The following is a 14,179-nucleotide window of genomic DNA, read 5'->3' on the forward strand; positions in this document are numbered from 1 at the left end:
GATTTCCAACCGACTCGATGCCACAGTGAGTTGGAGATCCCAACTCACTCTTGGAGGCAGCCGTGCTCGACGCGGTCATCGTGGACGCCGTCCGTACTCCGATCGGCAGGGGAAAGCCCGGTGGCGCCCTGCACGAGATCCACCCGGTCCAGTTGCTGGCCCACACCCTGCGGTCGCTCGTCGAACGCAACGGCCTCGACCCGGCGCTGATCGACGACGTCATCGGCGGCGCGGTCGACCAGGTCGGCGAGCAGGCTCAGAACGTCACACGCTGGGCGGCACTCGCGGCGGGGCTGCCGGAAAGCGTGCCCGCGACCACCGTCGACCGGCAGTGCGGGAGCAGTCAGCAGGCCGTGCACTTCGCCGCGCAAGGCGTGCTGGCCGGCGCGTACGACGTCGTCATCGCCTGTGGTGTCGAGTCCATGAGCCGAGTCCCGATGTGGTCGAACGTCCTGCCCGGTACCGATCCCCTCGGTCCCGGCGTCGCCGAGCGCTATCCGGAAGGCCTCGTACCGCAAGGGGTCAGCGCCGAACTCATCGCCGCGAAGTGGTCGCTCAGCCGCGAGGCGATGGACGAGTTCGCGGTGTCGTCGCACCGGAAGGCGGCGCGGGCGCACGAACTCGGGCGGTTCGCGAGCCAGATCGTGCCGATCGAGACGCCGTCCGGCCTGGTGTCCACCGACGAATCGGTCCGCCAGGGCACGAACCTCGCGACACTCGCCAAGCTCCGTCCGGCGTTCCAGGATCCGGCGATCTCCGAGCGATTCCCCCAGCTCGACTGGTCGGTGACCGCGGGCAACAGCAGCCCGATCAACGACGGGGCCTCCGCCGTCCTCATCACCTCCAGCGCGACCGCGGTCCGGCTGGGTCTCCGGCCTCGCGCCCGCCTGCACAGTTTCGCCGTCACCGGATCCGACCCGCTGCTCATGCTCACCGGCGTCATCCCGGCGACGGAAAAGGTGCTGCGTCGCGCGGGACTACGGCTGGAGGACATCGGCCTGTTCGAGATCAACGAGGCCTTCGCCAGTGTCGTGCTGGCGTGGCAGCAGGAAACCGGGGCAGATCCGGCCAAGGTCAACGTCCACGGCGGCGCGATCGCGCTGGGGCATCCGCTCGGCGCGAGCGGCACCCGGCTGATGGGCACGCTGGTCAACGCGCTCCACCACCACGGCGCTCGCTATGGGCTGCAGGCCATGTGCGAGGGCGGCGGCCAGGCCAACGCGACCATCGTGGAGGCGCTGTGACCGACCCGCTCCCCAAGAAACTGGCGAGCCATCCGCCGGTACAGGCGGTGCTTGCCAAACGCACGAAAAGCCGTCGCCGGTGATCGACGCCGCCTGGCTCGAGGAGATGTGCCTCGCCCCCCAGGTGCCGACGACGCGGCGGCCGTCTCACTCGATCACCCGGATCTGACCGGCGAGCGGGAGCACGTCCTGCGGGCGCTGCCCGGCACCAGGACCCTCGTCGGAGCGGGAGAACCATCCCGGCCGGGCTCGGCGCCGTGGGGCTGCACCGCAAGATGATCCATCCGAAGTTCGGCAACTTCGTGCTCCTGGCGACGCTCCTGGTCGACGCGAGTTGTGCGTCGCGGCTTGCCCGATCGGGGCCATCTCGAAGACCGGCGAGTTCGACTTTCTCGCCCTGCTCGACGCACAACTACCGCGAGTTCACCGAACGCCAAACCCCCACAAGCCGGTGAAGGAGGTCGATGGCGGCTACCCGACAACGCGGTAACGGAGGTGAGTGACGCCGTGCTCGCCTTCGAGTACCCGCACCCGCTCGAGTTCTCGGTGCGCGATGCCGAGGTGCTCGAACAGCCGGACCCCATCGCCCAGCAGCACGGGGACCAGGTGGATCTCGAGTTCGTCGAGCAGCCCCGCGCGCAGCATCCGCTGGGCCGTACTCGCGCCGTGCACCAGGACGTCCTCGTCACCGGCGGCCAGTTTGGCGGCGCGCACCGCGGCCCCGACATCGTTTGAGTAGCGCACCTTCGGCCAGTTCGCCGCCCATTCCGGCGCCGGGTGCCTGCTGAGGATCTCGATCGGGACGCCGTCGTGGTGATCGCCGCCCCAGCCTTCGGCCGGTTCGAAGGTCCCGCGTCCGGCGACGACCGCGCCGGTCGCCATGAACTCGTCGCGGATCGTGCGATTCACCCTGCCGGCCTCTCCGGCGAACAGCCAGTCGTGCAGCCGCTCCCCTCCCGCACCGAGCCCCTGCTCGAGGCTGACATCGGGGCCGGCGATAAAGCCGTCGAGGGACATCGACATGTACAGCACGGTCGAGGACATCGGTTCGCTCCTTCGGTCGGTTCTGCCTACGCGTCGAACGGCGGGTCCGGTCTTCGACACGGTGGGCGCGCGACTGAGCCTCCGCCGTCACATCTTCCGTCAGCCATCCGTCAGGGTTACGACGGACAGTGATGAAGGATGGGGACCGTGGACGAACACGACTGGCTGGCGCGGCGCTTCGAGGGACACCGGACGCACCTGAGGGCGGTGGCGTACCGGATGCTCGGTTCGCTGAGCGAGGCTGACGACGCGTGCAGGAGTCCTGGCTGCGGCTCAACCGGGCAGGCGCCGAAGACGTGGACAACCTCGGCGGCTGGCTGACCACCGTCGTCGGCCGGATCTGCCTCGACATGCCGCGCTCGCGCAAGTCACGCCACGAGGACCCGGTCGGGGCGCAACTCGCCGACCCGATCATCGGCCAAGCGGGCGGGATCGACCCGGAACACCAGGTCCTGCTGGCGGATTCGGTCGGGCTCGCACTCTTGGTCGTGCTCGACACACTGGACCCCGCCGAGCGGCTCGCGTTCGTATTGCACGACATGTTCGCCCTGCCGTTCGACGAGATCGCGCCGATCGTGGGCCGGACGCCGGGCGCGACCAGGCAACTCGCCAGCCGCGCCCGCCGCCGTCTTCAAGGGTCACCCACAGTGCCCGACGCGGACTTGGGCCGTCAGCGGGAAGCCGTCGACGCGTTCTTCGCCGCGGCGCGGGACGGCGACTTCGACGCGCTGGTGTCGGTGCTCGCCCCGGACGTGGTACTCCGTGCCGAGGGTGGCGCGGCTCCGGCGGGAACCTCGCGCTCCGTGCGCGGGGCGGCCACGGTCGCTGGTCAGGCGCTCATGTTCCGGCAGACGGGCGCCGGCGGAGAGCTGCGGCCCGCGCTGGTCAACGGCGCGGCCGGGATGGTCGTCACCAAGGACGGCGTGCCGCAGACGGTCTTCGCCTTCACTGTCGTGGACGGGAAGATCGCGGCGATCGACATCCTCGCCGACCCGGACCGCCTCGCCGCGCTCGACTTCGAACCGCTGGGCTGAGCAAGTGTCGTGAAAGGGGCTGTCCTGACGAACCCTGTCAGGACAGCCCCTTTCACGACATGCGCGCTCCCGGGATCAGGAGGTCGGGAAGTTGTCCGCGGTGCGGATACGGTCCCGGATCCAGACGCCGGCGGGCTTCAACGGAGCCGTGCCGGTGAAGGAGCTGCCCGAGCAGGTGCCCGGTTTGAACACCGCGCCCGACCGGTTGTCGTCGGAGAAGTTCCAGTTGGTCCAGCTGATCTTCTTCGACGCCAGGAAGTCCAGGTACTTCTGGGAGTTGGTGAAGTCGTTCCCGCCGTCACCGCTGGCGGTCTGGGTGCCGAACTCGGTCACGAACAGCGGGATCTTGCTCGCGGCCCGGGTCAGGGCGTTGAAGTACTCGGCTTTGTGCGACGCCGCGTAGAAGTGGAACGTGTACATGAAGTTGGTGGCGCGCACCGGGTTGTTGAGGATGTCGGTCTCGTTGCGGCCGTCGGAGATGCCGAGCGAGCCCCATCCGTGGGTGCCCACGAGCACGACGCCGTCGGAGTCCTGGGCGCGGATGACCGGGATCATCTGCTCCGCGTAGCTGCGGACACGGTCCCAGCTGACGTTGTTGGGCTCGTTGGCGATGTCGTAGATGACGTTGGTCTTGTCCTTGTGCCGCTGGGCGATCTCGGTGAAGAACGTCTTGGCGCGGCTGAGGTTCGCGTTCGGGTCGCCGGGGGTGAGCTGATGCCAGTCGACCAGGGCGTACAGGCCGCGTTTGGTGGCTTCCTCGATGTACCCGTGCACCATGTCGGTGAACTTGCGCGGGTTGGTCTCGTAGCCGCCTTCCTGGATGTACATCGAGATCCGGAGGACGTCGGCCTTCCAGTCGTTGGCCAGCGCGTCGAGCGAAGCGGTCTTGACGCATTGGCTGTACCACTGGATTCCGTGGGTGCTCATGCCACGGAGCTGGATCGGCTTGCCTGCGGAGTTGCAGAGCTGGAGGCCGCAGACCTTCAGCTGTCCGTTGACCGCGGCCGGGCTGCCGGGCGGCAGGGCGGCGGCGGCCCGCGTCGCGGGTTCTGCCGCGGTCTCGGTCGCCGTCGAGGTGCTGGCGGTGGCGATCGGGGCCAGCAGTCCGGCGGCCAGTGCGGCCGTCATCCGGAGACGGAACTTGTCCCAACGCATTCGGCTTCTCCTCTCGCGTCGGCGGCACCGGCGTTGGTGGGCCGACGGTCAGGGCGGCGGAGTTAAATAGGAAACTTTCCTTACTATTGGAGGGTGAAGGAGAGATTACCTACGGGCTCCACGGACGGTCAAGACCTGACCACCGACTGTTTCGGCGACCTCGGGCATGCTCGGAGCGTGACGACCATCGTGGCCTTCCACGCGCACCCCGATGACGAAGTGCTGCTGACCGGTGGCACCCTCGCGCGCGCCGCAGCCGACGGGCATCGCGTCGTCCTGGTGGTCGCCACCATCGGCATGCGAGGCGCGGACGCCGCACGCCGGGCCGAGTTCGAGGCGAGCGCGAACATGCTGGGCGTCGAGCGGGTCGTGCACCTCGGATACGCCGGCAGCGGCCATGGCGCGATCCTCTACCCGGACCCGCCGGACTGGGTCCGCGTCGTCCGCGCGAGCACTGACGACGCCGCAGCGTGTCTCGTGGCGATCCTGCGCGAAGAGAAGGCATCTGTGCTTCTGAGCTACGACCGGAACGGCGGCTACGGCCGCGCGGGCTGCGGTCCGTGAAGGACTCCTTGAGGGACCCAGAGTCCCTCAAGGAGTCCTTCACGGACTCGGAACACTCGGCGCTAGCCTCACCACCGCGGCGGACCCGCGTCCACGATCTTCCGCGAAAGCTCCAGCGGATCGTGGACCATCAGCGACTCCATCCACCACGTCATCCCGGCCTGCCCCAGCGCAGGCAGGTCCACCTTGATCGGTTCCTCCCACGCGGGGCTCGCGTTCCCGGCGACCGCGATGTCGAAGGGGCGTCCCGGTTCCAGCCCGGCAAGACCGAGCGCGCGGTGGGTGTCGGCGACTTCTTCGGCGGTCGGCGTGTGGTCTTCCGGATTCGGGAAGATCCCGTCGCACAACGCCGCTCGCCGGACCACGCGCGGGTTGTCGGTGGAGCTCGCCACCCAGATCGGAATCCGGAACGGCTCGGGCGGTGCTTCGGCCAGCGCGACCTGATAGTGCGCACCGTCGTGATCGAACCGCCGTCCGGACCAGATCGCGCGGATGACGTCGAGTCCTTCGTCGAACATCGCCGACCGCGTCAGCAGGTCGGTCTGTTCACCGAATCGGCTGAAGTCGCCGGATTCGTCCGAACCGAGGCCGGTGCCGAGGATCAGCCGCCCGCCGGACAGCCTGCTGACCGTCGACGCGTGCCGTGCGACCACCCATGGGCGGCGCCGGGCGGGTGGCGTGATCATCGGCCCGAACAGCAGACCGCTGGTGGCGTGCGCGAGGGCACCGAGCGTCGTCCACGGATCCGCGATGGGCATCGTGTCCGCGACGACGTGGTCCCAGAGGAAAAAGCCGTCCCAGCCCGCCGCCTCGGCTCGTACGGCGAGGTCGACGAGCACCGCGGGCTCACCGAACGGGCCGAAAGGCGGCAGATAGACAGCGTGGCGGACCGTGCTGCCGGTCAAGTCGATCATCTCCCCAACGTCATCGTCGAAGTCACCGGACGGCCGCTTGTTCACGCCGTTCACCCACGTTAGCGTCCGGAAGATGGCGGGAAACGGTGAATGATCGGCGAAGTGGCCGGAGCATCGGGGAAGGTTACGCCGGGCGTCGGCTCTGGTGGTCGCCGTCTCACTATGCGCGACACTTTCCGCTGTGAACGCGTCCGCATCGCAGGATGACGGCTGGTCCCGTGACTTCTACTGGGGCGTGGCGTCGTCGGGTTACCAGTCCGAAGGCAGCGCCCCGGACAGCAACTGGAAGCGGTTCGTGGACCGCTCCGCCGGAAAGGACGGCGTCGACGAGTACCGGGACTCCGTGGACTTCCGGCACCGCTACGCCGACGACATCCGCCTCGCCGCCGGGCTAGGTGTCAACACCTACCGCTTAGGCGTCGAGTGGGCCCGTGTCGAACCCTCGCCCGGCCGGTGGGACGAGACCGAGCTGGCCTTCTACGACGACGTGCTCCGGCAGGTCCGGGTAGCGGGCATGACCCCGATGATCACCCTCAACCACTGGGTCTACCCGGGCTGGGCACTCGATCAGGGTGGCTGGGCCGAGACACGGACAGCCGACGCGTGGCTGGAGTTCAGCCGGAAGATCGTCGAGCGCTACGCCGGGCAGGACGTCCTCTGGGTGACGTTCAACGAGCCGCTCATCTTCCTCAAGAACGAACAGAAGGTCGGCGCGCTCGCCCCCACGCGGTACTTCGCGGCGCAGGCCAACGTCGTCCAGGCGCATCGGCGGGCCTACGACCTGATCCACGAGATCGATCCGGCCGCGAAGGTCACCAGCAACCAGGCCTACCTCACCGGGGTCAACGGGATGGCCGACTGGTTCTTCCTCGACCAGGTCAAGGACAAGCTCGACTTCATCGGCATCGATTACTACTACGGCCTCAGCATCGACAACTGGACGGTGTTCGCCGCCGCGACCGACAAGTTCTGGGATGTGAAGCTCCAGCCCGAAGGTATCTACTACGCCCTGCGCAGCTACCACAACCGGTTCCCGCGCCTGCCCCTCTACATCGTCGAGAACGGCATGGCGACCGACAACGGCGAGCCACGCGACGCGGACTACACGCGCGGGGACAACGTCCGCGACACCGTCTACTGACTCCAGCGGGCGAAGGCCGACGGGATGAATCTCATCGGCTACAACTATTGGAGCCTCACCGACAACTACGAATGGGGCAGCTATCGCGCCCGGTTCGGACTGTACACAGTGGATGCTTTCACCGATCCCGCGCTGACCCGGCGCCCCACGGACGCCGTTCCCGCCTACCAGGGTCTGGTCACGGCGGGCGGCGTGCCGCGGGGCTACCGGCTCAAGCGCGGGCCGGGTCTCTGCTCGCTCGTGGACGGGCTGAACAGCTGCCTCAACCCGGCGAAGGTGGACGGACCGCTCGCGCCCATGAGGTGACGCTCAAACCGCGATCGGCTCGGGCGCCAGTTCGAGGCGCCTGCCCTCGAACGTCCGCCGCATCCGCCGGTCGTGGGTGACGACCACCAGCGCGCCGGGGTACTCCGACAGCGCCTGCTCCAACTCCTCCACCAGATCGGGGGCGAGATGGTTGGTCGGCTCGTCGAGCAGCAGCAGGTCGGTCCTGACCGTCACCAGCCTGGCCAGTTCGAGCCTGCGGCGCTGCCCGACGGACAACTCCCGGACCGGTTTGCGCAGATCCGCGGCACGAAACAGGCCCAGCGACAGCAGCCTCTCTGCGGCCTCCTCCTCGTCACCCTCCCCCGCGAACACCGCCAGGACGCTTCGAGCGTCGCCGTCGAGGCCGCCGTTCTGGTGCAGGAACCCGATCCGGCCCGCCCGGTCCGCCGAGCCGGTCGACGGAACGAGTTCACCCGCGAGCACCCGCATGAGCGTGGTCTTGCCCGCCCCGTTGGGACCGGTCACGAGCACTCGCTCCCCCGGCAGCACGCTGAGCGACGTCGGCGGCAGTCGTCCGGCCACCGACACGTTGTCCACCTTCACCACGTGCTGATCGGCTTCCGCGCCACCGGCGGCGATCCGCGCCGAGAACCGGAGTGGCCGCGGTGGCGGCGGAACCGGGTCGGCCTCCAGCCGCTGGATCCGCTCGCGGGCCGACCGGATGCGGCTCATCGCCCCGTGTGCCCGGGACCGGGCCCGGAACGCACCAGCCCCGCTGAAGGCCGCCGGGGCCTTGCGCGGGATCGCCGAGAACCGGTCGATGTTGGCGTCCGCCAGTGCCTCGTTCCGGGCCTTCTCCTGTTTCCATTCCTCGTATTCCCGGATCCACCGGGCTCGCGCGGCCTCCTTCGCCGCGAGGTAACCCGCGTAGCCGTTGCCGTGCCGGTGCACGGTCCGGCGGTCGGCGTCGACCTCGATGATCGTGGTGGTGACCCGGCTGAGGAACAGCCGGTCGTGGGTGATCGCGACGAGCCTGCCGCGATGCCCGCGAAGGTGGTTCTCCAGCCACGCGACGGCTTCGTCGTCGAGATCGTTGGTCGGCTCGTCCAGCAACAGCAGTTCCGGCGACGCGGCCAAGGTGGCGGCGAGGGCGAGCCGGGACCGCTGACCGCCGGACAGACTGCCCAGCGCGCGTCCGCGGTCGAGACCCGGCTGCCCGAGCCCGTGCAGTGCGACCTCCACCCTGGCGTCGGCCTCGTAACCACCGCGCGCTTCGTAGGCGGCCGTGAGATCGCTGTAGACGGCCAGGTCCCCAGCGGTCTCGAGCGCCTCCTCGGCCGCCCGCAGCCGGGATTCCAGTTCTCGGATGTCGGCCAGCGCGAGGTCGATCGCGTCCCCGACCGTGGCGGCGTCGGGCAGCTCCAGCGTCTGCGGGAGATAGCCGACGCCGCCGGGCGCGGTGACGGTCACCGTGCCGTTGTCCGCCTCTTCGCGGCCGGCGATCAGTCTCAGCAGGGTGGACTTGCCCGAGCCGTTGTCGCCGATGACGCCGGCCCTCTCCCCCGGTTTGACGGTGAAGCCGACCTGGTCGAGTACGACGTGGTCGTCGAAACGTCTGGTGACACCGGAGAGCACGAGTTGTGTTCCGGGATTTTGATGCGGGGTACGCATAAAGGCGTCCTCCTGATTCTCGGCGCGGCCGATCGCGATCGGGCAGGGAGGTTCCGCGCACGGCGAAGGAAAAGGGCGCACGCGGAAGGACGCGGCCCGGCGGAGCGAAGGCTCTACGCCAGGGCCGCGTCGAAGACGAGAATCACAGGTAGAAGTAGAAAATCCCCATGACGAAGACGGTAGCGGGAGAACGCGGACGGGCAAAACGAATTAAAGGTTGTGTACGGGTTCACAGAGTGGTCTGTGTCCCCATACCGCGACAGTGGTACCCCGGTGATCCAGAATCGCAGCCGGAGGTTTTCGCGGTCTGAGGGAATGGGGTCCCCCGTGCACGGGTCCAGCGGTCCGATCGCCCGGTTCCGCCGACGGCTCTTTCCCGGACACAACTCGCTCGCGCGCGGCTCGGACCGCTTCGAAGCCCTCCTCCTGAAGCTCGTCATCCTCGCCGCACTCCTCGCCGTCCCGGTCGCGGCCGCAGCCGGCTCCGCCAACCACGGCAGGCAGGTCGCCGCGGCCGCCGCCGACGCGGCCGGACGTCAGGCCACCACCGCGTACCTGGTGAAGTCCGCGCCCATCCGCATCGTCGACAGCGAGAGCGTCGGGACCGACGATTCCACGACCGAGGCGACGTGGACCGACTCACGCGGTGCCCGGCACACCGGCGGTGTCCTCGCGACGCCCGGCAGTCCCGCCGGATCTCCCGTCCCGATCTGGCTGGACGCGCGCGGTGAGCCGACCGCCGCCCCGAGGACAGCGTCCACGGCCGTCTTCGATTCCGTGCTCGTCGGCCTCTGGCTGTGGTTCGCGGTGGTCGCCGCGCTGGCCCTGCTCTACCGGGTCGTCCGGCTGGTGCTGGACCGGCACCGGGCCGCGGCCTGGGAGCGCGCTTGGGCGGTGTACCCACGTTCCGGCTCTTGGCCCTGATTCCGGCGGCGAGGGCAAAGCGCCTCGGTTAGGGTGCCCGGATGCGCATCATGATCTCTGCGGACATGGAAGGCGCCACCGGCGTCACCTGGACCGAAGACGTCATCCCCGGCACCGAGCAGTGGCAGCGATTCCGGCGCCTGTTCACCGGCGACGTCAACGCCACCATCGCCGGTCTGTTCGACTCCGGTGCTACCGACATACTCGTCAACGAGGCGCATTCGTCCCAGCGGAACCTCCTGCTCGAAGACCTCGACGGCCGGGCGCGGATGCTCACCGGCAGGCACAAGCCACTCTCGATGATGCAGGGCATCGATACCGGCGTCGACGGGGTCGTCTTCCTCGGTTACCACGCCGGCGCCGGGTTCGACGGCGTCCTGTCCCACACGTACCTGGAGAACCAAATCACCGGGGTGTGGCTCGACGACGTCCCCGCCAGTGAAGGCAGGCTCAACGCCGCGATGGCCGCCGAATACGGCGTCCCGGTGCTGGTCGTCTCCGGTGACGACAAGGCCTGTGACGACGCCCAGGACTACGCGCCGGAGGCCGAACTGGTCACGGTGAAGGAGTGCGTCAGCCGCTACGCCGCGATCTGCCTGCCGCCTGCCAGGACCGCCGAACTGCTGTCCTCGGCCGCGGCGGACTCGATGAACCGGGCGGGGCGGGGCGAGCGGTTCACCACTCCGCACCGGATCGAGGTCGAGTTCGACGCGAGTCATCTCGCGCAGGCCGCGGCGGTGATCCCGACGGTGGAACAGATCGGTGTACGGCGGGTCGGCTTCGACGCGCCGGACATGACCGAAGCGATGAAGGCGTTCAAGATCGTCACGGCGATCGCGGCTGGGGCGGTGCAGGGTATCTATGGCTGAACTCGATGTCGTCGACGTTTGTTCGCAGTTGATCCGGTTCGACACCACGAACCGGGGCAACGGGGATTCCGAGGGCGAGCGCGATGCGGCCGAGTACGTCGCGTCGCTGCTGTCCGGGCTCGGGATCGGCTCGAAGATCATCGAGTCCGCACACCGGCGCGCGAACGTGATCGCGCGTGTCCCGGGCACCGACCCGAGCCTGCCCGCGCTGCTGGTGCAAGGGCATCTCGACGTCGTCCCGGCCGGCGCCGCCGACTGGTCGGTGCCTCCGTTCTCGGGCGAGGTCCGCGACGGGTTCCTGTGGGGCCGCGGCGCGGTCGACATGAAGGACTTCTGCGCGATGGTCCTCGCCGCCCTCGCCTCCGGCGTCCGGCCGCGGCGGGACATCGTCCTGGCGTTCGTGGCCGACGAGGAGGACAAGGGCGAGTACGGCGCGCACTGGCTCGCCGCGGCACACCGGCATCTGTTCGACGGGTGCGCGGCCGCGATCAGCGAGTCGGGCGCCTACAGCTACCACGTCCCCGCCGCCGACGGCCGGACCGTGCGGCTCTATCCGGTGGCGACCGCCGAACGCGGCACCGCCCACCTCCGGTTGACCGCCAAGGGCCGCGCGGGGCACGGGTCGCGGCCGAACGACGAGAACGCGGTCACCCGGCTGGTCACCGCACTCGGCAAGATCGCCGCGCACCGCTGGCCGGTCCAGCTGACCCCGACGGTCCAGGCCTTTCTCGAACGCACCGGGGAGGCACTCGGCGTCCCGATCGATCTGTCCGATGTGGACGGAACGATCGCGCGGCTGGGCCCCGCCGGGGCTCTGGTGGTGCCGACCGTCCGCAACAGCACGACGCCGACCATGCTCGACGCCGGCTACAAGGTGAACGTGATCCCGAGCTCGGCCGAGGCCCAGGTGGACATCCGCGTCCTCCCCGGTACCGAGCCGGACCTGTTCGCCGAACTCGACGCGATGCTCGGCGAAGGCGTCGCCCGCGAGTTCGTCGCGCACCAGCCGCCGGTTCAGGCCCCGGTGGATTCGCCGTGGTTCGACGCGATGGCGGACGCGCTGCGATCGGAAGACCCTGAAGCCGTCGTGGTCCCCTATTGCATGGGTGGCGGGACGGACGCGAAGGCCTTCAGCCCGCTCGGGATCGACTGTTACGGCTTCGCGCCGCTGTGGCTGCCGGAAGGCTTCCCCTACCGCGCGATGGCGCACGGTGTCGACGAACGCGTCCCGGTCGAGGGCCTGCGGTTCGGCACACGCGTACTGCGGCACTTCCTGGCGAACTGCTGACGACCTCGTGAGTGGTAAGGACGGGGTGGACCGAACGGCCGGTTTCGCGTGACTGGACGGACACACGCGCCCGGCAGAAATTCGCCGCGTGTCGTCCATCCAGTCACGGGTGTCGTCCATCCAGTCACGCGAAACCGCCATCCACGCACCGGCAGGAACGTACCCAAAACACGGTTGGCTCCAACTGACAACGGCACGATGGCGTTGTACCGCAACGGAACATCCGTCGACGGGTTCTACGTCGATCCGGGTGATCCCTGGGCCGTCGCCGGCGAGCCCGAACCCGACCTGGCGTCCGTGACCGACCCGCGGGGTATCAAGATCGGCGGCAGTTTCCCGCAGGACACACGGGAAGGAAACCCGTGCGATTGCCGTCTGGACGAGCTGATGTTCCTCGACCGGGCCGTGCATCCGCTAAGGATCCGGTTGCAGTACCGCTGGGCCCGGCGCTGGGCCTCGCTTCATCCGAATTTCATGAAGGCCGCTTAACGTCGGCGGCGTGAGACCTCTGACTTCGCGCGTTCAGGCGGGCGTGCTCCTGATCGGCCTTGGTACGGCACTGTCGGCGTGCCGGGGTGGCCTTTCGGTTCCGCGTGCCGACTCTTCACCCACGACGCCCACGTCGTACACCGCCCCCTCGGTCCAGACCGAGACACTGACCGTGACGCCCTCGGCGCCGACCTCGTCGGCCGCTCCCGGCCTCGAGCCCGCGGCGATCGACCGGGTGTTCCAGGTCTACATGAACGGGCTGGCCAATCACGACATGACCGCGTTGCGCAGCGGCACCTGCCCGCGCCTGCGCGAGACACTGCTGGGGTTCGAGCTCCACGGGCATTACGTCGAGCGCTGGGAGATGCTGCCGTACTCCGTCCAGACCGGACAGGAGTTCGTGACCGTGCAGGCCAAGGTCACCCAGCGGAGCGCGCGGAACGGAAGGATGGCGGGCGACGTGGTCTACTCCTGGTACGTCGAACGGAACGAGGACACGAACTACTACGTATGTGGTTGGCTCGACTACCAGTGAGCCCGGGAGGCGCCCGGTGAACGAAGTCGCGCGACTGGCAGGGCAGGAACGGGCGGATTTCGCCGCGTTCCTGCGAACTCTGCCGCCCGTGTGCTGGGACGCGCCGACGTTGTGTTCGAAGTGGACGGTCCGGGAAGTGGTCACCCACGTCGTCGACTACGACGCATTGGGCTACCGCGATCTGCTTCGCCAGGCCGTACGCGGCGGGCTGCGACTCGACCGGATGAACGCGCTCGCTGTCGAACGGAAACCAGAGCGGACACCGGAAGAGCTGATCTCAAGGATCGAAGAGCACCTCGAACCACGCGGCCTGACCGCCGCTTTCGGCGGCCGGGTGGCGCTGCTCGACGGTCTCATCCACCAGCAGGACATCCGCCGCCCGCTGAGCCTTCCGCGCGAGGTGCCGCCCGATCGACTGCGCCACGCTTTGGCGTTCGCGCGCTTCGCCCCGCCGATCAAGGCAGGCTGGAGAGCACGCGGGCTCCGGCTCGTCGCGACGGACCTCGACTGGTCGGCCGGATCCGGACCGGAGGTCCACGGCCCCGGCGAGGCGCTCCTGATGGCGATCGCCGGACGGGACGCGGCACTCGGCGAGGTCTCCGGGCCCGGCGCGGCGATCGTCGCGTCCAGGATGGGTTCCCGCCGGGTCAGTCCGGAAAAGCGCCGGAAAGCACGGTGAAAGCGGAGTCCAGCCACTGACGGTGGTCCGCGACGAGATCCGCCAGTTCCTCTCCGGCGAGGCGGCGCCGGGTCGTCGCCACGGCGACGGTGCGGTACGCGGCGACGATCAGTGCGGCGACCAGTTCACCGTCGCCCGAGAACCGGATGTCACTCTCCAGCTCATCGGCCAGCTCTGCCTCGATCTCGTGCTCGAACTCGCGCAGCCGTGAGATGAGAGCGCGCGACCCGGCGACGGTACGCGCGTCGGCGACGAACTGTTCACCGTTCCCCGCGCGAGGTCGACCTGACCCGCAACGCCACTCACCACCCCACCTGCGAACCGCGCTTTCCCCAGTACATGAAGGCCCCCTTCCTTGCGC

The 14,179-nt window shown here is 68.9% G+C and carries 13 protein-coding genes and 3 pseudogenes; 12 read left to right on the plus strand and 4 right to left on the minus strand.

Features of this window, described 5'->3' with window-relative positions; translation table 11 throughout:
* Nucleotides 1–62: 62 nt before the first annotated feature.
* Both ACM6LR_RS09985 and ACM6LR_RS09990 read left to right on the plus strand, forming a co-directional pair.
* Nucleotides 63–1,244 (plus strand): thiolase family protein, encoded by a 1,182-nt coding sequence (locus tag ACM6LR_RS09985; RefSeq protein WP_414943630.1) that lies wholly within the window; start codon nt 63–65, stop codon nt 1,242–1,244.
* A gap of 108 nt (nt 1,245–1,352) precedes the next feature.
* Nucleotides 1,353–1,523, plus strand: coding sequence for a hypothetical protein (locus ACM6LR_RS09990; protein ID WP_414938978.1), 171 nt, complete (start codon nt 1,353–1,355; stop codon nt 1,521–1,523).
* A gap of 192 nt (nt 1,524–1,715) precedes the next feature.
* Here the strand turns inward: ACM6LR_RS09990 and ACM6LR_RS09995 are convergent, their stop codons facing one another.
* A complete protein-coding gene (locus tag ACM6LR_RS09995) occupies nt 1,716–2,288 on the minus strand; it encodes a dihydrofolate reductase family protein (protein ID WP_414938977.1) in 573 nt (190 codons plus the stop codon).
* Between the two features lie 147 nt (nt 2,289–2,435).
* On the opposite strand from ACM6LR_RS09995, the pseudogene ACM6LR_RS10000 reads away from it, so the two are divergent.
* Nucleotides 2,436–3,322: pseudogene (locus ACM6LR_RS10000) on the plus strand (sigma-70 family RNA polymerase sigma factor).
* 75 nt (nt 3,323–3,397) lie between these two features.
* On the opposite strand, the gene ACM6LR_RS10005 reads toward ACM6LR_RS10000, so the two are convergent.
* The gene (locus ACM6LR_RS10005; RefSeq protein WP_414938976.1) at nt 3,398–4,477 is read right to left on the minus strand and encodes a glycoside hydrolase family 5 protein; all 1,080 of its coding nucleotides are present in this window, start codon (nt 4,475–4,477) and stop codon (nt 3,398–3,400) included.
* 177 nt (nt 4,478–4,654) lie between these two features.
* Between ACM6LR_RS10005 and ACM6LR_RS10010 the strand changes: the two are divergent.
* A pseudogene (locus ACM6LR_RS10010) lies at nt 4,655–5,020 on the plus strand (PIG-L deacetylase family protein); the annotation flags it as partial.
* Nucleotides 5,021–5,109: 89 nt separating this feature from the next.
* Here the strand turns inward: ACM6LR_RS10010 and ACM6LR_RS10015 are convergent.
* Nucleotides 5,110–6,009 carry an LLM class flavin-dependent oxidoreductase gene (locus ACM6LR_RS10015; protein ID WP_414938975.1) on the minus strand — a complete coding sequence of 300 codons (900 nt, stop codon included), beginning with the start codon at nt 6,007–6,009 and terminating at the stop codon, nt 5,110–5,112.
* Nucleotides 6,010–6,136: 127 nt separating this feature from the next.
* On the opposite strand from ACM6LR_RS10015, the pseudogene ACM6LR_RS10020 reads away from it, so the two are divergent.
* A pseudogene (locus ACM6LR_RS10020) lies at nt 6,137–7,402 on the plus strand (family 1 glycosylhydrolase).
* A 3-nt stretch (nt 7,403–7,405) separates the two neighbouring features.
* Here the strand turns inward: ACM6LR_RS10020 and abc-f are convergent.
* On the minus strand, nt 7,406–9,034 hold the full coding sequence (abc-f, locus tag ACM6LR_RS10025) for a ribosomal protection-like ABC-F family protein (RefSeq protein ID WP_414943631.1): 1,629 nt from the start codon (nt 9,032–9,034) through the stop codon (nt 7,406–7,408).
* A gap of 327 nt (nt 9,035–9,361) precedes the next feature.
* Between abc-f and ACM6LR_RS10030 the strand changes: the two genes are divergently transcribed.
* The 7 genes from ACM6LR_RS10030 (at nt 9,362) to ACM6LR_RS10060 (ending at nt 14,029) form a co-directional block, all read left to right on the plus strand.
* The gene (locus ACM6LR_RS10030) at nt 9,362–9,958 is read left to right on the plus strand and encodes a hypothetical protein (protein WP_414943632.1); all 597 of its coding nucleotides are present in this window, start codon (nt 9,362–9,364) and stop codon (nt 9,956–9,958) included.
* Nucleotides 9,959–9,999: 41 nt separating this feature from the next.
* Nucleotides 10,000–10,827 carry a M55 family metallopeptidase gene (locus tag ACM6LR_RS10035; protein ID WP_414943633.1) on the plus strand — a complete coding sequence of 276 codons (828 nt, stop codon included), beginning with the start codon at nt 10,000–10,002 and terminating at the stop codon, nt 10,825–10,827.
* Nucleotides 10,820–12,115, plus strand: coding sequence for a M20/M25/M40 family metallo-hydrolase (locus ACM6LR_RS10040; RefSeq protein WP_414943634.1), 1,296 nt, complete (start codon nt 10,820–10,822; stop codon nt 12,113–12,115). Before ACM6LR_RS10035 ends, ACM6LR_RS10040 begins: the two co-directional genes overlap by 8 nt.
* A gap of 174 nt (nt 12,116–12,289) precedes the next feature.
* Nucleotides 12,290–12,604: a hypothetical protein gene (locus ACM6LR_RS10045; protein WP_414938969.1), complete on the plus strand. Its 315-nt coding sequence runs from the start codon at nt 12,290–12,292 to the stop codon at nt 12,602–12,604.
* Nucleotides 12,605–12,614: 10 nt separating this feature from the next.
* Entirely contained in the window at nt 12,615–13,139 is a 525-nt protein-coding gene (locus ACM6LR_RS10050; protein ID WP_414938968.1) for a hypothetical protein, read from the plus strand.
* Nucleotides 13,140–13,155: 16 nt separating this feature from the next.
* A complete protein-coding gene (locus ACM6LR_RS10055) occupies nt 13,156–13,818 on the plus strand; it encodes a maleylpyruvate isomerase family mycothiol-dependent enzyme (RefSeq protein WP_414938967.1) in 663 nt (220 codons plus the stop codon).
* Nucleotides 13,819–13,840: 22 nt separating this feature from the next.
* Nucleotides 13,841–14,029, plus strand: a complete 189-nt coding sequence (locus ACM6LR_RS10060) for a hypothetical protein (RefSeq protein ID WP_414938966.1) — start codon at nt 13,841–13,843, stop codon at nt 14,027–14,029.
* The last annotated feature ends 150 nt before the right edge of the window (nt 14,030–14,179 follow it).

The organism is Amycolatopsis sp. cmx-11-32, from assembly GCF_047608695.1.
Classification (GTDB): domain Bacteria; phylum Actinomycetota; class Actinomycetes; order Mycobacteriales; family Pseudonocardiaceae; genus Amycolatopsis.